We start from the raw sequence: 20,625 nt of genomic DNA, 5'->3' as shown, positions 1-20,625 counted from the left end.
GCATTTCGTGCCCGCGCGCCGAGACGCGGTCGGTATCCGCGACGAACAGGATGATCGGCGCGACGCGGCGGCGGGCGGCTTCCTTCAGGAAGCCGATCTCGTCGGACATCTTGAAGAACTCGTCGAAGGCATGGAAGCCGAGGTCGATCACCTTGGCGATCCCGTCATCGACGATCAGGCGGTCCATCAGTTGCATCTTGCCGTAGGTGTCGATGACGTCGGCGGTCTCGGTGGTCTTCGGTAGATAGTCCAGCAGCGACGGCTCCTTCAGATTGATGTCGAAGGAGACCACGTTGCCGTTTTTCAACAACAGGAATTCGCTCAGCAGCCGCGCCATCAGCGTTTTGCCGACGAGCGGACGGGGCGAGCAGATGATGTAGACGGGCGTATGGCTCATCGCGGGCTATATCAGGCGAATCCACAGCGTTTTCAAGCCAACGGATCGCGCGAATGCGCGTCCGATCACAGGCTCCGTGGCAGCCGGTTCGCGTGAAGAAAACGCGTCAAACGAAAATCCAGGCCCGGTTCATTAGAACCGGGCTCTAGCGCCCAATCCAGCCTAATCCCGCATCCTGTGCAATTATTTTTCGCCGCCGCGGGTGACCGGTTTGGTGGCGCCGACGAGGTCGGTCAGCTTGATGCGGTCGAATTCGCTCCAGACATTGGCAAGCCAGTGCCGGACATAGCCGCGCAGCACGAAGGAATAATTCGCGGCTTCGTCATGCACGCCCTTGTTGGCGACGAATTTGAGGAACGGCACCGAGGAGACCTCGACCTGCTCATAGGCCATTTCGTTGAGCTTGGGGATGGTGAGTTCGGTCGCATCCTTGATGCGGTGGAAATACGAATTGTAGGTCGCCTGGTCCCACTGGAAGAACTGGGTGTCGTTGATGAAATTCTTCACCAGGAAATATTTGGCGCCGCTCATGAAATTGGCGGTCTCGGCGATTTCGTCCAGGGAGGCGATCGAGGGTCCCAGTATATGGAACACGGCAAAGGTGATCTGGCCGGTCTTGGCGGCATCGAGGAAGCCGATGTCGCGCAGCGAGGCCAGCGCCGGCGACAACAGTCCGGCGCGGACGTCGATCACGGTGACCGAAGGGCTCGCCGCATTCAGGGTGTCGAAGATCTTCATCTGGTCCGAAGTCGTCGTCATGTCGACGATTTCGGTGATTTCGGGGTGGAAGCGCTTCAGCGTGCCACGCGGCGATTCGGTATCGAAAGCGCGGGTCGGCACATTGTTGGCGCTGAAATAATCCAGCAAGGTGCGCGAGACGGTGGTCTTGCCGACCCCGCCCTTGTCGGCGCCCACCACGATCACTACCGGCTTTGACATGAATTTCCCTTGAACTTCCCTAAGCGCCCGCTGGCCTGCGAAAGCGGCCGTAACGTCCCTACGCCTGCTTTGGGCGCGAACATGGCAGAAACAAGGGAGAATTCAATTCTTTAGACGCCCGCGAGCGATAATGGCTGCCGGTGTCGTTAACGCAACGGGGCTTTCGCCTTTTGTTTTGACGCGTTTTCTTCGCGCTAACCGGGGGTACGCCCGGAAGCAAGCTAATGGCGTCCCCATGGGCCGGGCGAATTGCTCCAGGGACCCGGAATAGGTTCGGGCGGCGTCCCCTCAGGTGTCGCTTGCGGTGTGCCGGCGGGATGAGCGCCCCACGGGCCCGAGGGGATTGGTGGCGGAAGCTGACCGTCCGGCGGTTGCGGCAGGGCGTCCGGCACCGGCTCCGGCAGGGCCAGCGGTCCGGGGTCGTGTCCACCGGCATATTTCACCAGCGCCTGGACGCGGCTCTCGACCGATGGATGGGTTGCGAACAAGTCGTGAAAGCCCTCGCGCGGGTTGTCGAGGCACAATTCCATCACCGCCGAGGTCGCGCCCGGCAGCTCGCCGCGGCCTTCGATCTTGCGCAAGGCCGAGATCATGGCATCGGGGTTTTTGGTCAATTCGACCGATCCGGCGTCCGCCAGCAGTTCGCGCGACCGCGACAGCGCCAGCCGCACCAGTTGCGACAACAGCCAGGCCAGCGCAATCAATGCCACCGCGATGATGATGACAATGATCGCGGCGCCGCCCGAACCCTTCCTGTCGTTGCCGCTGTCGGAGGAAGAGGAGGACGAAGACGACCATGACGAACGGCGGCCGGAGCCCCAGCCGAAATTGCCGAAATTGAAGAAGCCGCGGAACAACAATTCGGCGAAGAAGCCGACCACGCCGGCGATGATCACCGCGATCACCATCATCTGCACGTCGCCGTTGCGGATGTGGGTCAGCTCGTGGCCCAGCACCGACTCGATCTCCTGATCGTCGAGCGCATTGAGCAGGCCCCGTGTGACGGTGACGGCATATTGCCGCTGGTTGAGCCCGGTCGCGTAGGCATTCAGCGCGTCGCTTTCCACGATCTTCAGCTTCGGCATCGCAATGCCGCGCGAGATGCAGAGGTTTTCCAAGAGATTATAAAGCCGCGGCTCCTGCTGCCGGGTGACGTTCTCGCCGCCGGTCACGGCGTCGATGATCTTCTGATGGAAAAAATAGGCGATCACGATCCACAGCGCCGCCGCCCCGGTCGAGTAGGGCAGCGTGTGGATCACGTCGACGAGGGCCACCCGCAGGTAATAATCGACCGGTCCACCGGCATTGTTGACCACTTCGACGATCAGCGCGCCGGCATAGACCACCACATAGACCAGCAGAAACAGCCCGGCGAGCAGCAGCATCGAACGAAACCTGTTCGATGCGATGTGCGTGTAGAGACCGTAGGCGGCCATGATGCGCGCTTCTGCCGGGGCGGTGTCGAGGCTAGAACTTTACCGTTGGGGCCTGCTCGACTTCGGCGCGGCTGGCGCCGAGGTCGAAGAAATCCTTGTGGGTGAAGCCGAAGGTGCCGGCGAACAACGCGGCCGGCATCTGCTGGATGCCGGTGTTGTATTCCTGCACCGCGTTGTTGAAGAAGCGGCGGCTGGCGGCGATCTTGTTCTCGAGGTCGGACAATTCGCTCGCCAGTTGCTGGAAGTTGGCATTGGCCTTGAGGTCCGGATAGGCCTCCGACAGCGCGATCAATTTGCCGAGCGCGCCGCTCAACTGGTTTTCGGCGGCGGAAACCTGCGCCGGTCCCTGCGCCGACATTGCAGCGCCCCGCGCCTTGACCACATCGTCCAGCGTGCCCCGCTCATGCGAAGCATAGCCCTTCACGGTCTCGACCAGGTTCGGGACCAGATCGTGGCGCTGCTTGAGCTGCACGTCGATATCGGCAAACGACTGGTTGACGCGCTGGCTCAGCGCGACGAGGCGATTGTAGGCGGCAAACGCGAAAAGCACGAGAATGACGATGACGCCGAGAACGATCCAGCCGGTCGACATGGCAAAACACTCCTGATGGGACGACGGATGCGGGGCACCCTAGAGAACGGCAACCTAGACGAAAATAACGCCGCGCGGCAGCCCGCACGACGTGGACACCCGGTTAGTCGGCGCGAGCGGAGGATTAGTTCAAAAAGACCAACACTACGTCGTCCCGGCCTTGCGCCGGGACCCATACGCCGCGGATTCTCGTTCGGGCATGGGAGTAGATGCTTTCTTCCATCAATCGCGCCAGGGTGGGTCCTGGATCAAGTCAGGGACGACCCGTGGTGAGCATATGCTATTCCATCACCGCGTCGCGCGAGCGGTTGGTGGGGCCATCACCGGTCTTGCGTGGCGCGTTGCCGATATTGGTGGTTGAGTGTCAACGGACCCTGTCCTGCCTTGGTATTCCGGTCGCGGCCGACAATTCCGATGCGGCTTTTGCGGCTTCATTCAGGGTGTTATTCTGCGTTGGAATCACGTGTCTTCCGCCTCGCTTGAAATCCAAATACACGCCGTGGGAATCCGGCTCATCGGAGTTGTCTGCAGTCATGCCGACCTTGCTGCATTCATCGAAGGAGCAATGCTCGATAACCGTTGTCCACAGTACGATCCTCGTCCATCGCAGTATGAGGAATTTGAATATCGCCAATCTTCGAGCCACGGGGTTGATCTCGGCGGTCCATCGGTGAGCGAAAACGAGCAATAGGATGCATCTGAAAAATACGAGGACTGCGACCGTACTAATGATAGAATTGACAGTACTCTCGGATGTCTCCAGTTTTTTGTAGACGAAGATTGCGGCCGCCAGGACGGCAGTGGACGCCGTAAGCAGAGCCGAGCCAAATTGAAGTTCGCCCGAGACGAATACTAATATCCTGTTGGGTTTGGATTGCTGTTCTTCAGCCACAATGAAGATATCCAGATCATTGATTCAACTCATGATAGCATGAGTTGCAGGTATTGGTGATTGCAGCAGCGCAGTTATCGTTCAGCCTGCGGCATCGCCCCAGCGCCAGCGGCGGGCGCGGGCGTAATCTTCTTTGGCGCGGCGGGGCACATGCGCGATCTCCAGACCGTCCGAGGTGCAGAGCTTCGCGGTCACCTCGACCTTGCCGACGATGGGCTGCGCCAGTACGCGGGCAAAGCGCGATGTGACCGGCGCGCGGGTCAGCGCGACATAGCTGAATTTTTCGTCCTCGAACGGCAGCTCGGCGCCCTTGATCTGCTTGTGCGCCTGCGAGCGTTGCAGGCGCTGGGTGAAATGACACCAGTCCGGCGGTTGCAGCGGACAGGAGCCGTCGTGCGGGCACGGGGCGGCGACATGCGCGCCCAGGCCGATCAATTGCTCTCGCAGCGCGATGATCCGCGCAGCGCCCGCGGGGGTGCCGGGCTCGACCACCAGCAGCGTGTCGCGGGTTTTGGCCCACATTTGCGCAGCAAGGCTGCCTCGCGCCGCATCATTCATCTCGCCGATCAGATAGCTCGCGACCACGAGGTCGGCGGCTTCCGCGCCGGCAAGCGCCGTGCCGGCCTCATGGTGGTGGTAGTCCATGTCGCGCAGGCGGGTCGAGCCGCGGCCGAGCTCCAGCGCCAGTTCGCGCAGGGCGCCGTTGGCATCCAACAGCGTAAAGCGCTTCAAGGACGGCCATGCTTCGGTGGCCGCCCATGTCGCCGTCCCGGGTCCGGCGCCGACATCGAGCAGATTTTCGGGCGCGAAATCCGGCCTGATCTCGCCGAGCGCGTTCAGGCTGGCCGTCACCGCGGCATAGGTCGCGGGCATCCGCGCCAGCGCATAGGCCAGCGCATCGGCCTGCGACCTGATCGCGGCCGAGTTGCCGCCGCCGCGATAGGTCTGCGAGATCCGCGCCGCGCGCGCGGCCGCCTCGTTGCGCGACAGGCCGTGCAGCCGCGCCTCAAGCGCGGCTTTCAGTTCGGCGGGAAGGTCGGGTGAGGTCATCTCGCTCCGTCATGCCCGCGCAGGCGGGCATCCAGTATTCCGTGACGGTAGAGATTAACATAAACGGCGCGGCGTACTGGATCATCCGCCGGAGCCTGTCATCGGGCGGCGCATCGCGCCGACCCGGTGGCGGATGATGACGTCGGAAAATGCGGTGGCTCACGCCACGTGCTGATCGAGAATCTTCACGGCTTCGTCGAGCGCGACCGAGACCAGTTGCGAGACGCCGCGTTCGGCCATGGTGACGCCGAACAGCCGGTTCATCCGCGCCATCGTGATCGGATTATGGGTGATGATGATGAAGCGGGTCTCGGTGGTCGAGGTCATCTCGTGCAACAGGTTGCAGAACCGCTCCACGTTGTGGTCGTCGAGCGGTGCGTCGACTTCGTCCAGCACGCAGATCGGCGACGGATTGGTGAGGAACACCGCGAAGATCAGCGACAGCGCGGTCAGCGCTTGCTCACCGCCGGACAATAGCGACAGCGTCTGCGGCTTCTTGCCGGGCGGCTTGGCGATGATTTCGAGGCCGGCCTCGAGCGGATCGTCGCTCTCGATCAGGTGCAATGCGGCCTCGCCGCCGCCGAACAGTTCGACGAACATCCGCTTGAAGTGGCCGTTGACGACCTCGAACGACGCCAACAGCCGCTCGCGCGCCTCGCGGTTGAGGCTCTGGATGCCCTGGCGCAGCCGCTTGATGGCTTCCACCAGATCGTCGCGCTCGGTGGTCAGCGCGGTGTGCTGGGCTTCGACCTCGCGCAATTCTTCCTCGGCGCGCAGATTGACCGCGCCAAGCCGCTCGCGGTCGCGGCGCAGCTTTTCGAGATTTTCCTCGATCTCGGCCAGGGGCGGCAGTTCGGATTCCGGCGTGATTTCGGCCAACCCCGCCACCGCATGCGGTTCGATTTCCAGCATGTCGTGGATTTCACGCTCGACATCGGCAAGCCGGCGCCTGGAGCCATCCATGCGTTCCTCGGCGCGCGCGCAGGCTTCGCGCGAGCTCGACAGCGCTTCGAGCGAAATCTTGGCGGCGCGATCGGTTTCCGCCATCAGGTTCTCGGCGCTCGCCAGCGCATCGGCGGCGGCGCGGCGGGCAGCCTCGGCGGATTCAATTTCGTCGATCAGGTAGCGGCGCTTTTCCGCGAACACCGCTGGCGCATCATCGAGTTCGGCGCGCTCGGCGGTGACTTCGGTGATGCGGGCTTCGACGGTGGCGATTTGCGAGGCCGCGCCGCCTTGGCGGGTCTTCCACTGGTTCTGCTCGGCAACGATCGCCTGTAGCCGGCGGTCGGCGAGTTCCGCCTCGCGCGCCAGCGCCTGGGCTTCGGCCCGCACCTGGGCGGCGAGCCGGCGATGGCCCTCGATGTCGCTGCGAACCGCAGCAAGCTTGGTTTCGGCCTCGAGGCTCGGCGGCAACTCGTCCAGTGCCGCGGTCGCGGTTTCGTGCGCGCCGAGCGCCTCGGCGCGGCCGGCATCGAGGCGGCTATGCGCCTCGGTCAGCGCCGACTTGCGCGCGGCATGGCGACTGATCTCGCGCTCGGTATTGGCGTGGCGTTCGCGGGCGGCATCGGCCTCGCGCTGCGCGGCGCGCCATGCATCGCGCGCGGAAGTCTCCGCGGCGGAGGCGATCTTCAGCTCGGTCTCGGCGTTCTCCAGCGCCTGGCGCTTGGCGGCGGCCTCGCCGCGCGCCTGTTCCAGCTCATGTTCGATATCGATCAGCCGGGCCCGCTCGGCGAGACGGCGCGCCGCGCCGGTCGGCGCATGCGCTGCTGCGACAAACCCGTCCCAGCGCCAGACGTCGCCTTCCAGCGACACCAGCCGCTGGCCGGTCTTGAGCTGCGACACTAGTTCGCCGCCGCGTTCCTTGGCGACGACGCCGATCTGGGCGAGCCGCCGCGCCAGTTCGGACGGCGCGTCGACATGCGAGGCGAGGGATTCCACGCCATCGGGCAATGCGGGGTCGCCCTCGGTGACGCCGGAATTGGTCCAGCGCATCGGTGCCGACGGATCGACCGGCGCGTCGAGATCGTCGCCGAGGGCGGCGCCGAGCGCCTTCTCATAGCCCTTGGCGACGGTGACGCCGTCGATGATCGGCGGCCACAGGTTCTTGGTTTCGCCATTGACGAGTTTCGAGATCGTGCGGGCTTCGGTCTCGAGCCGCTGCACGCGCCGATCGGCGTCGTTGAGCGGCGCGCGCGAGGATTCCAGCTTCGAGCGCGCGGCAACGTGACCGGCTTCGCTGGCCTGTGCCGAGGCTTCGGACTGCGCCAGATGCTCCTGCGCGGTCTCCATGATGCCGGCGAACTCGGCGAGGTCGCCGAGGCCGCTGGTTTCCTGCGCGAGCTTGTCTTCTTCGGTGCGGACGCCGGCGATTTCCTGATCGAGCTTCGCCACGCGCTCCTGATGGGTACGCACGCCGGCTTCGAGCTGGCGGCGCTTGGCGGTGAGATCGGCCAGCGCCGTGGTCAGTTCGGTAAACAGCCGTTCGGCATCGGCCAGGGTCGCTTCTGACTCGGACACGCGCTCATCGACGCCGCTGCGCTTTTCGACGCGCGACTTGATCTCGTCCTTTAACTCGGTGTCTTCGACATCGAGCCGTTGCAACGCCACCTCGGCGTCGGCGCTCTGCTGCTGCTCGCGGGCGATGTCGGCCGAAAATTGCGTCAGCCGGCGATCGAGCTCGGCGACGCGCTCCTTGGCGCGCTCTTCCTCGCGGTCCAGCGTCTCGCGCGCATTGGTCAGCCGCTGCAGTCCGGCGGCGGCGCGGGCCTCGCCGTCGCGCAGCGCCGGCAGTTCGGAAGCGCGGATCGCCTGGATGCGGGCGGCCTCGGCCTGTTCGCGGGTGCGCTCGGCCATCTCGCGGACGCTGAGATCGTGAATCCGGCCGGCTTCGGCGACGTCGGAATTGGCCTCCAGCCAGCGCAGATGGAATAGCGTCGCTTCGGCCTTGCGCACCTTGGCGGCGACTTCGCGGTAGCGAATCGCCTGGCGCGCCTGCTTCTTCAGGCCTTCGATCTGGCCGGAGAGCTGGCCGACGACGTCCTCGACGCGCAGCAAATTGGCTTCGGCGGCTTTGAGGCGCAACTCGGCCTCGTGGCGGCGGGCGTGAAGGCCGGCGACGCCGGCGGCGTCTTCCAGCACGCGGCGGCGCTGTTCCGGCTTGGCCTGGATGATCTCGCCGATCTTGCCTTGGTGGACCAAAGCGGGCGAACGGGCGCCGGTGGCGGCGTCGGCGAACAGAATCTGGACGTCGCGGGCGCGCACGTCGCGGCCATTGATCCGGTAGACCGAGCCCGCATCGCGCTCGATCCGGCGCGAGATTTCCAGAATCTCGCGATCGTTCACCGCCGCCGGCGCGGTGCGGTCGGTATTGTCGATCGTCATCACCACTTCAGCGTGGTTGCGCGAGGGCCGGTTGCCGGAACCGGCGAAGATCACCGCATCCATGTCGGCCGCGCGCAGCGATTTGTGCGAGGTCTCGCCCATCGCCCAGCGCAGCGCTTCCACCAGATTGGATTTGCCGCAGCCGTTCGGTCCGACCACGCCGGTCAGGCCCGGTTCGATCATGAAGTCGGTCGGTTCAACGAAGGACTTGAAACCGTGAAGACGGAGGCGCGTGAGTTTCATGGACACGATGCTCTGTTGGCAGGGCGCGAATCTCCCTGCCGTGACAATACCATAGAAGGCAATGTCGGTGTGTGGCTGAGTCGCTTTCGCGGCTCTCTGGGATGCGACAATGGCGAGGCTGCGGCCGAAGGGCAACCGCCGCCCCGGGCTTTTCCCAAGGCTTTTATCAAGCCTTTATTGGGCTTTTATCGCGCTTTTTTGGCGCGCTTCGCCGAGGCTCCTATGGAGCCTTTTATCCCAAGCTTTTTGTGAGTCTTCGAACCGGCCGGATCAAACGCGGCCGAATCAGCTCTTCAGCAGCGGCTTGATCTTCTTCTCGAATTCCTCGAACGAAGCTTCGCCCTTAATGACTTCGCCATTGATGAAGAAGGTCGGCGTCGAATTCACCTTGAGTACTTCGGACGCGTATTTCTGGTCGGCCGCGATCTTGTCGAGCAGCGCCTGGTCCTTGAGGCAATCCTCGACCTGCTGCTGGGTGAGACCGGCCTGCTTGCCGATGCGGGCCAGGGTTTCGGTGGTGTTCTTCATCACCCAGTCGCTCTGCGACTTGAACAGCAGGTCGATCACGGCAAAATATTTCCCGGAATCGTCCTTGGCGATGCAGCGCCCCAGCATCGAGCCCGCGGCCGCCTTGATGTCGAGCGGGAACTCGCGGAAAATATAACGCACCTTGCCGGTGTCGATATAGGCCGCCTTGATCTTCGGAAACACCTCGGCATTGAAGGCCGCGCAATGCGGACAGGTCATGGAGGCGTATTCGGTGATGGTCACCGCCGCATCGGCCGACCCGATCGCCATGTCCGGCAGCGAGACCGGCTTGGCAACGTCAGCGGCGCTCTGCGCCATCGCGCCCGAGATCAGGCGCAGCGGTGAGAAACCGGCGAGAGCGGCAAGCCCGGTCAGCGACAGGGCGGTGGTGAAGGCGCGGCGCGTGATCATCAACGGTTTGCTCCCGGATTGGCGCGTTCACGCCAAGGACCTCGACAAGAGGCTGTTCGCTAGCTTGAAACCGCCATTGTGGCAATGGCATGCCGCGGTCCCCGGACCTCGCGGCCGGCTCAATTTCGCTTGATTGATGCGCCGAGCCGCGCCAGCGCCGCCCGCAATTCCTCGTCCTCGACCGCGGAAAGCGTTTCGGCGACTTTGGCCACCGCCTGGGCATCCGGCGCGCGCGGGCGGGCGGGCCGATCCCGGCGCGACAGCGGACCCTGCCGCAACGCCAGCCGGCCCACCGCGCTCCACCCGAAGAAACGGTTGACCCGTTGCAACAGCGCGTCGGAGGCATGCTGGATTTCCAGCGCCATCGGGCCCTCGACCCGCAGCACCAGCGTGGCCGGTTCCTGCGGTTGGCCCTGCACCGGCCGCGGCCATTGGATCTTCAGGGGCTCGGAATGCCGGGCGATCTCGGGGCCGGCGATCTCCGCCCAGCGCGTCACCAATTCGCGCGCGGCAAAACCCTGCTTGGCATAGGCGTCGGAAAACAGGTCGTTGAGCAGGACGGAAAGCGGTTTTGCCGAGATCGGGCCAGGTTTTGAAAATTTGGGCATCGGGCCATTATAGCACCGACAACCGGCGGCGACACGCTTATGCGGCGCGGGGCCGGATCGTTTTGAGGTCGCGATTCGCAGCGGGCGAATTCGTCATCCTGAGGTGCTCGCCGTCTTCGGCGAGCCTCGAAGGATGGCCGCAATCACCGAGCTGAACACCATCCTTCGAGACGCGCGCAAGGGCGCGCTCCTCACGGGTGAACGCAATTGCGTTCATCCCGGGGATGACGGTGTCACGCGTTGCTACGACGGATAACGCTACAGTCTCCCCATCAAGCACCATCGGGCGCTGGCTCTGCACTGATTCTGATATTACGGTGAGGCGTGCCTCCATCCGCAAACAAAAAACCCCGACATTCCGACGCGTCAGCCAGCCGTCCCGCGCTGCTGCTTGAATGGTACGACCGCCATCGCCGCCGGTTGCCGTGGCGGCCGCTGGCGGGTGAGCGCGCTGAGCCGTACCGGGTGTGGCTGTCGGAGATCATGCTGCAGCAGACCGGCGTCAAGACGGTCGGGCCTTATTTCGAGAAATTCATCGCGCGATGGCCGGATGTCGAAGCGATGGGCCGGGCCTCGCTCGACGACGTGCTGCGGATGTGGGCCGGGCTCGGCTATTATTCCCGCGCGCGCAATCTGCACGCCTGCGCGGTGGCGGTGTTGCGCGATCATGGCGGCGCATTTCCCGACACCGAGGAAAGCCTGCGGACGTTGCCGGGAATCGGGCCTTACACTGCGGCTGCGATCGCTGCGATCGCGTTCGATCGTCACACGATGCCGGTCGACGGCAATATCGAGCGCGTGGTTTCTCGGCTTTATGTCGTCGAGGAACCGTTGCCGCAGGCCAAGCCGCTGATCCAGCAATTGGCGGCGACGCTGCTCCGGCCTTTGCGCGCAGGAGACAATGAATCTCGCGCCGGTGACAGTGCGCAAGCACTGATGGATTTGGGTTCCTCGATCTGCACCCCGAAGAAGCCGGCCTGCGCGCTGTGCCCGCTCAACGAGGATTGTTTGAGCCGGGCGCGCGGCGATCAGGAAAGCTTTCCGCGAAAGGCGCCGAAGAAAGCCGGCGAACTGCGCCGGGGGGCGGCCTTTGTGGTCACGCGCGGCGCTGAACTATTGGTTCGCACCCGTCCCGAAAAAGGCTTGCTCGGCGGCATGACCGAAGTGCCGAGTTCCGAATGGCTGGCGGCGCAGGATGACAAGACAGCGCTGACGCAGGCGCCGGCGCTGAAGCGTGTCGCGCGGTGGCAGCGCAAAGCCGGAATCGTCACGCATGTGTTCACGCATTTTCCGCTGGAACTGGTGGTTTACACCGCTGATGTGCCTGCGCGTTCGGCCGCGCCGAACGGCATGCGCTGGGTGCCGGTTGCGACGCTGAAGGACGAGGCGCTGCCGAATGTCATGCGCAAGGTGATCGCGCACGGGCTGGGTCTTTAGGGCTTAAAGCGTTTTCGAGCGAAGTGGGGACCGGTTCGCGTGAAGAAAACGCGTCAAAACAAAGAACTGGAGTCCCGTTCCGACTTCATCGGAACGGGACTCCAGGCGCGCTGCTGACAGCACGCTGTCAGCAGGCCTGCGCCAGGATGCTGCGATCAGGAGGTTGCCATGATCGCCACCGCGCTCGACCATCTCGCCGCTCCGCCGTCCTCAAAACTGCTCGGCTGGCATCTGCTCGATGCGCGGCCCGGCGAGGGCTGGGTCCGTATCGGCTTCGACGGCAAACACGAATTCTGCAACCCGGCCGGCTTCGTCCAGGGCGGACTGCTTTCCGCGATGCTCGACGACACCATGGGGCCGGCGGTGTTCGTCATGACCGAGGGCAGGCTCTACACCGCGACCATCACCATGACGGTGAATTTCCTGAAGCCCGCAAAACCGGGACCGATCGTCGGCGAGGCCAATGTCACCCAACTCGGCAAGACCATCGCCTTCGTCGAGGGACGGCTGATGGCCGAGGATGGCACATTGCTGGCGACAGCCACGACGAGCGCGCGGCTGGTCGAGGCCGCGAAAGCCATTCGATAAAGGGCTTGCGATAAAGCGGATTTGCGCAGTGCGAGGCAAAAAGTTTCGCGGACCGCAGCTATCGCTTTCGCAGAATCCGATCGGCTGCTATCGTCCGCCCCAACAAGAAGAGTAGCAGGGGAGGACTTCGAATGAAGCCGCCGGTCGTTCGTGCCGCCAGCCGCCGCCGTTTTCTGCAATATCTCGCCGCCAGTCCGCTGTTTGTCTCCGGCGCCTTTTCGGCTTCCGGCGCGGAAGTGCCCTCAAAACTTCCCGATCCGATGATCTGGGCCCCGGCGGGCGGCGATCTGATCGATGACCCCAAACGCGCGATCAACGTCTTCGACTTCGAGCCGGTGGCCCGCCAAAACGTGCCGCCGGCGCATTTCGGCTACATGGCTTCCGGGCTTGACGACGAGGTCACGCTGCGCGCCAACCGCGAGGGGTTCTTGAAATTCCAGCTGATGCCGCACCGTCTCAACGACGTGTCCAAGGTCGACACCAGCGTCGAGCTGTTCGGCACCAAATATGATTCTCCCATCTTCGTGTGCCCGACCGGCGGCAACCAGTTCTTTCACCCCGATGGCGAGGTGGCGGTGGCCAAGGCCGCTCGCGCCGGCAATCATTTGCAGATATTGTCGACGTCCTCGAACTTCTCGGTGGAAGACGTCACCAAGGCGCGCGGGGCGCCGATCTGGTTCCAGCTCTATGCCTCGTCACAGTGGGACGTCGCGCAGGCGCTGATCAAGAAGGCCGATGCCGCCGGCTGTCCGGTCCTGATGGTGACGGTCGACCGGATCGCGGGCCGCAACCAGGAAACCCTGTTCCGGCTGATGCGCAGCGACACCCGCGAATGTTCGGCGTGCCATGACCGCGGCAGTTTCGCAGGCCGCGTGGTCCGCCGGCACAATTATGACGGCATCGATCTTTCCGGCATCACCGGCGGCGGCGAGTCCTCGAATTTGTCCTGGGAGACCGTCAAGCGAATGCGCGACGTGACGCGCATGAAGATCATGCTCAAGGGCATCATCACCGCGGACGACGCCCAATTGGCGGTCCAGAACGGGATCGACGGCATCCTGGTCTCCAACCATGGCGGGCGCGGCGAGGACAATGGCCGCTCCACCATCGATGCGCTGCCGGAAATCATCGCCGCCGTGAAGGGGCAAATCCCCGTCATCGTCGACAGCGGTTTCCGCCGTGGCACCGACGCGGTCAAGGCGCTCGCCATGGGCGCCAAGGCGGTCGGGATCGGCCGGCCTTATCTCTGGGGTCTCGGCGCCTTCGGCCAGGAGGGTGTCGAGCGGGTGCTGGAGCTGGTGCGCACCGAAACCCGCGCCGCCATGCAGCAATGCGGTGCGCGCTCGGTGAAGGAACTCAATGCGAGTTTTGTTAGGCGGGCGACCTGACGCGTTTGCCCGCGGTCCGCCGGGCAGATGTCTCTGTCCACCTCTCCCCGCCGGGGAGAGGTCGATTTGCGCAGCAAATCGGGTGAGGGGGCTTTAACGAGAGGCCGTAACCCCTCACCCCAGCCCTCTCCCGACGGAAGAGGGAGCGCGCTTCCGTTGCAGCTATGGCCCGATCATGATGCTTTACCGCCCGACCTGCACGATCGGCGGCTTGGCGTTGAGGCCCTCGACCTGAAAACCGGCGACGCGCTTGTAGTTGGCGGCGATGTCTTCCAGTTCCTGTTGCGACAGCACGTCGGTGACGACCTTGTAACCGTCGGGCGCGCGCTCCTCGACCATCTGCATTACCTGTTCCGGTCCGTTGCGGCGGTTGAGCATCACGAGGTCTGATGTGGCCGGCCGGCGCTCCGCCTCATAGGCCTCGAGCGCAGCATGGCTCGGGCCGTGGGCCAGGATCTCGCGGGTCAGCACCCGGGCGTCGAGGATGGCCTGCGAGGCGCCATTGGAGCCGATCGGATACATCGGATGCGCCGCATCGCCCATCAGGGTGACCGCACCAAAGGTCCATTGCGCCACGGGATCGCGGTCGACCAGCGGATATTCGTAAGAATGCGGGCAGTTCTCGATCAGGCCGGGCACGTCGAGCCAGTCGAATTTCCAGTCCTTGAACCAGGGCAGGAATTCTTCCAGCCGGGCGGCGCGGTTGTAATCCTCGCGCCGCCATTGATAGGTCGGCGGCATGTGCCGTTCGGCAATCCAGTTGATCGCGAATTTTCCTGACGAGTCGGCCTCCTTCGAAATCGGGTAGCAGACGAATTTCAGGATCTCGTGGCCGGCCATGATCATGGTGCGGCCGGACAGGAACGCATCGCTCCTGGTGATGCCGCGCCACAGGATGCGCCCGTTCCAGATCGGCGGACCTTCCTGCGGATAGAGCTTTTCGCGGATCGCCGAATGAATGCCGTCGGCGGCGATCAGCAATGTGCCGTCGTAGCTGCCGGCGGATTTGCCGCTGGCCTTGTCGATGAAATCGGCGCGGATGCCGTTGGATGTCTCCGTCCAGCCCGAAAGGTGATGGCTGGTGAGAATGTTTTCACGCCCCAACCGCTCGATCGCGGTATCGAGCAGGATCTGTTGCAGGGTGCCGCGATGGATCGAGAATTGCGGCCAGTTGTAGCCGGCCTCGATGCCGCGCGGCTCGCTCCAGATCGGCTTGCCATGCTTGGAAAAATACGCGAGCTCGCGGGTGCGCACCCCGGAGGCGTCGAGTTTTTCCAACAGGCCAAGCTCGATCAACTCGCGCACCGCGTGCGGCAGCACGTTGATGCCGACCCCGAGCGGCTTCAGCTCGGACACGCTCTCGAAGACTTTGGCGGATATGCCGATCTGGTGCAGGCTGAGCGCCAAGGTCAGCCCGCCGATGCCGCCGCCGGCGATGAGTACGGTCATCCTGTCCCCCTTTTATGTCAGGGGCGTCATGGCATGGCGACGCCGCGGTGGGCAACTGCGAAGGCCCGATATTGCGGGCCGCATGGCGCCGGGGATGGACGCCGCGGCGGCGTGTCGTTACGGTCGCGCGCCCGCTTTATGAGGACCATCATGCTGAAACTCTATTACGTTCCCGGTACCTGCGCGCTCGCCTCGCACATCGCCTTGCAGGAGGCTGGCGCCAGCTACACCACCGAACGGCTGGACTTCAAAACCAACCAGCAGCAAAGCCCGCAATATCTCGCGGTCAATCCGAAGGGGCGGGTGCCGGCGCTGGTGACCGATCACGGCACGCTCACCGAGACGCCGGCGATCCTCGGCTTCATCGCCCAGAGTTTTCCGTTAGCCAAGCTCGCCCCGCTCGAGGATCCGTTCGCGCTGGCGCAACTGCAATCCTTCAACAGCTATCTGTGTTCCACCGTGCATATCGCGCACGCCCACAAGGGGCGCGGCTATCGCTGGGCCAGCGACGAGGCTTCGTTCGCCGACATGAAGCGCAAGGTGCCGGAAACCATGGCCGCGAGCTTCGCGCTGATCGAACGCGGCATGCTGAAGGGGCCGTGGGTGATGGGCGAGACCTACACGGTCTGCGATCCCTATCTGTTTACGCTGACGCGATGGCTGGCAGGCGACAGCGTCGATCTTTCAACCCTGCCGAAGGTCGCCGATCATCACAGGCGGATGTCGGAGCGGCCGGCGGTACAGAAGGTGCTGGCCGAAGAGACGGCGTGAGGGCTGCTGGAACGAGTCCGTAGGGCAGGCAAAGCGTAAGCGTGCCTACCAGTTCTCTGACCCGTCGATGATGCAAAAAAAAGGTAGGCACGGCGCAGATACGCCTTTGCCCACCTTACGTCGTCACTCGCTTCGCGATCAGGCTACCTTGGTTTTGAGGTGGCCGAACATGATGTGTTTTGCTTCCTCGTCCATCTCGGCCTTGAAGGCGAACTTGTCCTTCAGCGCGATCGCGCGAGCGGCGGCCGGCCGCGCCGAGACTTCATCGTGCAGACGCTTCACGTTGGGATATTTTGTGAAGACGTCGTCGCCGAGCACGAACGGCGCCATCCGCGCCCAGCCCCAGAACGCCATGTCCACGATGGTGTAGGTATCGCCGACCATGTAGCGGCTCTTGGCGAGATGATCGTCGAGGATCTTGTAGTGGCGATGCGCCTCGTACTGGTAGCGGTTGTGGGCGTATTCCAGGTCCTTCGGCGCGGCGTGCTTGAAATGCACCGCCTGGCCCGAATACGGGCCCATGCCGGTCGCGACGAACATCAGCCACGACAACAGCTCGGCGCGGCTCGCCGGATTGTTCGGCGGCATGAATTTGCCGGTCTTCTCGCCGAGGTACAGCAGGATCGCGTTAGAGTCGAACACGAACACGCCGTCATCGTCGATCGCCGGCACCTTGCCGTTCGGATTCACTTTAAGGAATTCCGGCTTGAACTGCTCGCCCTTGCGGGTGTCGACCGGCACCAGTTCGACGGGCAGGCCGGTCTCTTCCAGAAACAGCGCGACCTTGTTCGGGTTCGGCGCGCCGTTGAAGTAGAATTTCAGCATGTTGGAAATCTCCCTTGCTGTTGTTGGTTTTGGAAAAAGTAAGACGCGGCAAAGCCGCCGACAGCATGTTCATGCTCAAATTTCGGCAAAAAGCGCAAGCGACGAGTTTGTGAAGCGGCAATGACGCCGAAAAATCGCCGCGTCATTCCGGGCCCGCGTCAAAAGGCGCATCCGGGAATGACGACGAGATGATAGAGAGCTCAGCCCACCGCCATGCCGGAGCGGATTTCGGCGCGCAGCTCGTCGATCAGGCGCAGGCCCTTGCTGGTTTCGACGTGCCAGAAGGTCCAGCCGTTGCAGGCGGGCGAGCCTTGCGCCACCGCGCCGATGCGGTGGATCGAGCCGACCTTGTCGCCGAGCATGATGGCGCCGTCGGCGCGCACCAAAGCGCCGTGGCGCTTCTTGGAATCGACCAGCTTTGTGCCGGGCGAGATCATGCCGCGTTCGATCAGTTCGGAAAACGCGACGCGAGGCGCGTCGCGCGCGGTCATGAAGGGGGCCAATGTGGCTTCCGGCAGCGGCTCGATCGCGGCGATGCGCGCTTCGGCGGCCTGCGCGTAGGTCTTGTCGCGCTCGAACCCGATGTAGCGGCGGCCGAGCCGTTTGGCCACCGCGCCGGTGGTGCCGGTGCCGTTGAACGGATCGATCACGAGATCGCCGGGTTTCGATGACGACAGCAGCACGCGCGCCAACAGGCCTTCCGGCTTCTGGGTCGGATGAACCTTCTTGCCGTCTTCGCCCTTGAGTCGTTCTTCGCCGGTGCACAGCGGGATCAGCCAGTCGGAACGCGCCTGGACGTCCTCATTGGCGGCCTTCAGGGCTTCGTAGTTGAAGGTGTAGCCTTTTGCCTTCTCGTCGCGCGCGGCCCAGATCATGGTCTCGTGGGCATTGGTGAAGCGGCGGCCGCGAAAATTCGGCATCGGATTGGTCTTGCGCCAGACGATGTCATTGAGAACCCAGAAGCCGAGGTCCTGCATGATGGCGCCGACGCGGAAGATGTTGTGGTAGGAACCGATCACCCACAAGGTCGCCGACGGTTTCATGATACGGCGGCAGGCCAAGAGCCAGGCGCGGGTGAAATCGTCATAGGCGGCAAACGACGAAAACTTGTCCCAATCGTCGGTGACGGCATCGACGTGGGATTCGTCGGGCCGCTTCAGCTCGCCCTTGAGCTGCAGATTATACGGGGGATCGGCGAATACCAGATCGACCGAACCCGCCGGGAGTTTTGACATCTCGGCGACGCAATCGCCGATGACGATACGGCTACCGGGCTCTGACTCGAATTGAGTGCGGGGCGCCCTTGCAGACGCCCCGCGACGCGACACAACCATGACTCAAATACTCTGACTCAGGCGACGCTGTCGGCGACGCGGGACTAAACAACCGACTGGCGATACATTGACCGGGCAAAGTAAAAATCGACTTAACCGGGCAATTCTTTCGCGCTAGGCAAAATTTGCCGGGCGGGTTATTGATTAACGGAATAGAAATTTGGCGTTCACGTCGCCTTCGATGCGAGCCACGCTGGCGAAGCGCGAAATTGCGAAGCAAAGTAACGAAGCGGAATAGCGAAGCGAAGTCGCGAAGCGAAATTGGAATGAGGGAAAAGCGCCATGCGTTACGATGATTTCCGTCGCAGCGATGACATCGAAGACCGTCGCGACGACAGCGGTGGCGGCGGAATGGGCGGTGGCGGCGGCATCGGCCTTCCGATGGGCGGCGGCGGTCTCGGCATCGGCACCATCATCGTGCTCGGCCTGATCAGTTACGCGTTCGGCATCGACCCGCGGATTTTGATCGGCGGCGCGCAAGTTCTCAACGGCGGCGGCCAGGCGCCGACCTATCAAACCGATCGACGAACCGCATCCACGACGAAGACCGGCGCACCGACCGACGAGATGGGCAACATGATCGCCGGCATCCTCGGTGAAATCGACGATCGCTGGAGTGAAATCTTCAAGGCCAGCGGACAATCCTATACCGGTCCGAAGATCGTGCTATTCCGCAACACCACCAATGGCGGACGTTGCGGCATGGCGCAGTCGGCGATGGGTCCGTTTTATTGTCCGCCGGAGCAAAAGATATTTCTCGACACCGGATTCTTCCGCGAGGTCGAGACCCGGTTTCACGGCTGCGCGGGCAATGCCTGCAAATTCACCGCGGCCTATATCATCGCCCATGAAGCCGGCCATCACATCCAGAACCTGCTCGGCATTCTGCCCAAGGTGACGCGGCTGCAACAGCAGGCCGGCAGCAAGGCCGAAGCCAACGCGTTGCAGGTCAAGGTCGAGTTGCAGGCGGATTGTCTGTCGGGCGTCTGGGTCAATCGCGAGGAGAAGAAGCGTCCGGGCTTCCTCGAAGCCGGCGATATCGACGCCGCCTTGACCACGGCATCCGCGATCGGCGACGATACCTTGCAGCGGCAGGCAACGGGGCGCGTGGTGCCGGATTCCTTTACCCACGGCTCGGCCGCCCAGCGCAAGCAATGGTTCATGACCGGCTATCAGCAGGGCACGGTGCAGGCCTGCAACACGTTCGGTTCGGGCTAGTTATAGATTCGCGCGGTGCGTGCCCCGGATGCCGCGCAGCATGAAATGCTGCGCCGCTGATCCGGGGCCCAAAGTTGAGCCGGTCCCGTTATGGGTCCCGGCTCTGCGGAGCAGCGTAAAGGACGCTGCACCGCGTCCGGGACACGAGGTAACGTGCAAATGCCTTCGACCGACGAAACCCGAACCTTCGTGCCGCTCAACATCGCGGTGCTGACGATTTCCGATACGCGCGCGCTGGCGGACGACAAATCCGGAACGACGCTTTCAGATCGGCTCACCGCCGCCGGCCACAAGCTCGCGGCGCGGGAGATCGTCACCGACGATGTCGAGGCGATTCGCGCCGTCGTCAAGAGATGGATCGCCGATCCGGGCGTCGATGCCATCATCTCCACCGGCGGCACCGGCTTTACCGGCCGCGACGTGACGCCGGAAGCGATCGAGCCGTTGTTCGAAAAGCGGATGGACGGCTTTTCGATCGCGTTTCACGTGCTCAGCCATGCCAAGATCGGTACCTCGACCATTCAAAGCCGCGCCACCGCGGGGGTTGCCGGCGCCACCTTTATCTTCTGCCTGCCGGGATCGCCGGGCGCCTGCCGCGACGGTTGGGACGGCATTCTGGCCGCCCAGCTCGATTACCGCACCAAGCCCTGCAATTTCGTCGAGATCATGCCGCGGCTGGACGAGCATCTGCGGCGGCCGAAGGCCAAGGGCGCGTCGGCGTAGACCTACAACTCCATCTCCCAGGTCTCGCCGACCAGATCGACGCCAAAGCTGTGATGCTTCTCTTGCTTGACGCACTGAAACCCGGCGCGCTGATAGATTCCGCGCGCGGCGACCAGGATGCTTTGGGTCCATAGCGTGATCGAGCCATAGCCGGCCTCCTGGGCGAAGCGGATGCATTGCTCGACCAGCGCCCGGCCGACGCCAAGCCCGCGGGCTTTCTTCTCCACCAGCAGCAATCTTATTTTGGCGATTTCGTCGGAGGCCCTGACCAGGAAGATCGAGCCCACCGGCTCGCCGCCAACCTCGGCAATCCAGCACCGCTCGCGCACGGGATCCCAGGATCGCAGGAACTGCGCGGTGATTTCGGCCACCAGCGCCTCGAAGCTGATGTCCCAGCCATATTCCTGCGCATAGA

Annotated in this window: 20 protein-coding genes; 7 read left to right on the top strand and 13 right to left on the bottom strand. The window is 63.6% G+C overall.

From position 1 onward, the window contains the following. The 7 genes from GSQ88_RS31715 to smc all read right to left on the bottom strand — a co-directional run. Positions 1-397 (bottom strand): P-loop NTPase family protein (locus tag GSQ88_RS31715; RefSeq protein ID WP_502706785.1); only part of this gene is annotated, 397 nt, incomplete at its 3' end. Positions 398-580: 183 nt separating this feature from the next. Beyond that, positions 581-1,336 (bottom strand): P-loop NTPase family protein, encoded by a 756-nt coding sequence (locus GSQ88_RS31710; RefSeq protein WP_159012030.1) that lies wholly within the window; start codon positions 1,334-1,336, stop codon positions 581-583. Positions 1,337-1,557: 221 nt separating this feature from the next. Beyond that, a complete protein-coding gene (locus GSQ88_RS31705) occupies positions 1,558-2,772 on the bottom strand; it encodes a M48 family metalloprotease (protein ID WP_159012029.1) in 1,215 nt (404 codons plus the stop codon). 31 nt (positions 2,773-2,803) lie between these two features. After that, positions 2,804-3,364, bottom strand: coding sequence for a LemA family protein (locus GSQ88_RS31700; protein WP_159012027.1), 561 nt, complete (start codon positions 3,362-3,364; stop codon positions 2,804-2,806). Between the two features lie 364 nt (positions 3,365-3,728). Then, positions 3,729-4,256, bottom strand: coding sequence for a hypothetical protein (locus GSQ88_RS31695; RefSeq protein WP_159012026.1), 528 nt, complete (start codon positions 4,254-4,256; stop codon positions 3,729-3,731). 81 nt (positions 4,257-4,337) lie between these two features. Next, complete coding sequence (locus GSQ88_RS31690; RefSeq protein ID WP_159012024.1) at positions 4,338-5,306, bottom strand: small ribosomal subunit Rsm22 family protein; 969 nt, start codon at positions 5,304-5,306, stop codon at positions 4,338-4,340. Positions 5,307-5,465: 159 nt separating this feature from the next. Further along, on the bottom strand, positions 5,466-8,930 hold the full coding sequence (gene smc / locus GSQ88_RS31685; protein ID WP_159012023.1) for a chromosome segregation protein SMC: 3,465 nt from the start codon (positions 8,928-8,930) through the stop codon (positions 5,466-5,468). On the opposite strand from smc, the gene GSQ88_RS31680 reads away from it, so the two are divergent. Then, the gene (locus GSQ88_RS31680; protein WP_159012022.1) at positions 8,904-9,182 is read left to right on the top strand and encodes a hypothetical protein; all 279 of its coding nucleotides are present in this window, start codon (positions 8,904-8,906) and stop codon (positions 9,180-9,182) included. The two genes, smc and GSQ88_RS31680, sit on opposite strands and share 27 nt — an antisense overlap. A gap of 33 nt (positions 9,183-9,215) precedes the next feature. Here GSQ88_RS31680 and GSQ88_RS31675 read toward each other — a convergent pair whose 3' ends face one another. Beyond that, positions 9,216-9,872: a DsbA family protein gene (locus GSQ88_RS31675; RefSeq protein ID WP_159012021.1), complete on the bottom strand. Its 657-nt coding sequence runs from the start codon at positions 9,870-9,872 to the stop codon at positions 9,216-9,218. Positions 9,873-9,988: 116 nt separating this feature from the next. Further along, on the bottom strand, positions 9,989-10,477 hold the full coding sequence (locus GSQ88_RS31670; protein ID WP_159012020.1) for a DUF721 domain-containing protein: 489 nt from the start codon (positions 10,475-10,477) through the stop codon (positions 9,989-9,991). A 324-nt stretch (positions 10,478-10,801) separates the two neighbouring features. Between GSQ88_RS31670 and GSQ88_RS31665 the strand changes: the two genes are divergently transcribed. From GSQ88_RS31665 to GSQ88_RS31655, 3 genes are all read left to right on the top strand, one after another. Next, on the top strand, positions 10,802-11,914 hold the full coding sequence (locus tag GSQ88_RS31665) for an A/G-specific adenine glycosylase (RefSeq protein ID WP_159012019.1): 1,113 nt from the start codon (positions 10,802-10,804) through the stop codon (positions 11,912-11,914). Between the two features lie 168 nt (positions 11,915-12,082). Continuing rightward, on the top strand, positions 12,083-12,502 hold the full coding sequence (locus GSQ88_RS31660) for a PaaI family thioesterase (protein WP_159012018.1): 420 nt from the start codon (positions 12,083-12,085) through the stop codon (positions 12,500-12,502). A 131-nt stretch (positions 12,503-12,633) separates the two neighbouring features. Then, positions 12,634-13,890 (top strand): alpha-hydroxy acid oxidase, encoded by a 1,257-nt coding sequence (locus GSQ88_RS31655; protein ID WP_159012017.1) that lies wholly within the window; start codon positions 12,634-12,636, stop codon positions 13,888-13,890. A gap of 183 nt (positions 13,891-14,073) precedes the next feature. Here the strand turns inward: GSQ88_RS31655 and GSQ88_RS31650 are convergent, their stop codons facing one another. Then, positions 14,074-15,339: a flavin-dependent oxidoreductase gene (locus GSQ88_RS31650; protein ID WP_159012016.1), complete on the bottom strand. Its 1,266-nt coding sequence runs from the start codon at positions 15,337-15,339 to the stop codon at positions 14,074-14,076. Positions 15,340-15,489: 150 nt separating this feature from the next. Between GSQ88_RS31650 and GSQ88_RS31645 the strand changes: the two genes are divergently transcribed. After that, the gene (locus tag GSQ88_RS31645) at positions 15,490-16,110 is read left to right on the top strand and encodes a glutathione S-transferase family protein (protein ID WP_159012014.1); all 621 of its coding nucleotides are present in this window, start codon (positions 15,490-15,492) and stop codon (positions 16,108-16,110) included. Between the two features lie 138 nt (positions 16,111-16,248). Here the strand turns inward: GSQ88_RS31645 and GSQ88_RS31640 are convergent, their stop codons facing one another. Both GSQ88_RS31640 and GSQ88_RS31635 read right to left on the bottom strand, forming a co-directional pair. After that, positions 16,249-16,935, bottom strand: a complete 687-nt coding sequence (locus tag GSQ88_RS31640; protein ID WP_159012012.1) for a glutathione S-transferase family protein — start codon at positions 16,933-16,935, stop codon at positions 16,249-16,251. A 200-nt stretch (positions 16,936-17,135) separates the two neighbouring features. Then, positions 17,136-18,269, bottom strand: coding sequence for a site-specific DNA-methyltransferase (locus GSQ88_RS31635; RefSeq protein WP_159012010.1), 1,134 nt, complete (start codon positions 18,267-18,269; stop codon positions 17,136-17,138). Positions 18,270-18,551: 282 nt separating this feature from the next. Between GSQ88_RS31635 and ypfJ the strand changes: the two genes are divergently transcribed. Both ypfJ and moaB read left to right on the top strand, forming a co-directional pair. After that, on the top strand, positions 18,552-19,487 hold the full coding sequence (gene ypfJ, locus GSQ88_RS31630) for a KPN_02809 family neutral zinc metallopeptidase (RefSeq protein WP_159012008.1): 936 nt from the start codon (positions 18,552-18,554) through the stop codon (positions 19,485-19,487). Positions 19,488-19,646: 159 nt separating this feature from the next. Beyond that, positions 19,647-20,210 carry a molybdenum cofactor biosynthesis protein B gene (gene moaB / locus GSQ88_RS31625; RefSeq protein WP_159012006.1) on the top strand — a complete coding sequence of 188 codons (564 nt, stop codon included), beginning with the start codon at positions 19,647-19,649 and terminating at the stop codon, positions 20,208-20,210. Between the two features lie 2 nt (positions 20,211-20,212). Here the strand turns inward: moaB and GSQ88_RS31620 are convergent. Next, on the bottom strand, positions 20,213-20,625 hold a 413-nt coding region (locus GSQ88_RS31620), incomplete at its 5' end, for a GNAT family N-acetyltransferase (protein ID WP_159012004.1).

Origin of the sequence: Bradyrhizobium sp. S69 (genome assembly GCF_009766005.1) — a bacterium.
Classification (GTDB): Bacteria; Pseudomonadota; Alphaproteobacteria; order Rhizobiales; family Xanthobacteraceae; genus Bradyrhizobium.
Note: the sequence above shows the minus strand (reverse complement) of the source record. Positions and strands in the feature narration are given on the sequence as shown.

Coding starts and splice junctions, on each gene's coding strand:
- GSQ88_RS31650 (WP_159012016.1), bottom strand. CDS start 15,339: ATGACCGTACTCATCGCCGGCGGCGGCATCGGCGGGCTGACCTTGGCG.
- GSQ88_RS31710 (WP_159012030.1), bottom strand. CDS start 1,336: ATGTCAAAGCCGGTAGTGATCGTGGTGGGCGCCGACAAGGGCGGGGTC.
- smc (WP_159012023.1), bottom strand. CDS start 8,930: ATGAAACTCACGCGCCTCCGTCTTCACGGTTTCAAGTCCTTCGTTGAA.
- ypfJ (WP_159012008.1), top strand. CDS start 18,552: ATGCGTTACGATGATTTCCGTCGCAGCGATGACATCGAAGACCGTCGC.
- GSQ88_RS31640 (WP_159012012.1), bottom strand. CDS start 16,935: ATGCTGAAATTCTACTTCAACGGCGCGCCGAACCCGAACAAGGTCGCG.
- GSQ88_RS31690 (WP_159012024.1), bottom strand. CDS start 5,306: ATGACCTCACCCGACCTTCCCGCCGAACTGAAAGCCGCGCTTGAGGCG.
- moaB (WP_159012006.1), top strand. CDS start 19,647: ATGCCTTCGACCGACGAAACCCGAACCTTCGTGCCGCTCAACATCGCG.
- GSQ88_RS31705 (WP_159012029.1), bottom strand. CDS start 2,772: ATGGCCGCCTACGGTCTCTACACGCACATCGCATCGAACAGGTTTCGT.
- GSQ88_RS31660 (WP_159012018.1), top strand. CDS start 12,083: ATGATCGCCACCGCGCTCGACCATCTCGCCGCTCCGCCGTCCTCAAAA.
- GSQ88_RS31645 (WP_159012014.1), top strand. CDS start 15,490: ATGCTGAAACTCTATTACGTTCCCGGTACCTGCGCGCTCGCCTCGCAC.
- GSQ88_RS31700 (WP_159012027.1), bottom strand. CDS start 3,364: ATGTCGACCGGCTGGATCGTTCTCGGCGTCATCGTCATTCTCGTGCTT.
- GSQ88_RS31635 (WP_159012010.1), bottom strand. CDS start 18,269: ATGGTTGTGTCGCGTCGCGGGGCGTCTGCAAGGGCGCCCCGCACTCAA.
- GSQ88_RS31655 (WP_159012017.1), top strand. CDS start 12,634: ATGAAGCCGCCGGTCGTTCGTGCCGCCAGCCGCCGCCGTTTTCTGCAA.
- GSQ88_RS31670 (WP_159012020.1), bottom strand. CDS start 10,477: ATGCCCAAATTTTCAAAACCTGGCCCGATCTCGGCAAAACCGCTTTCC.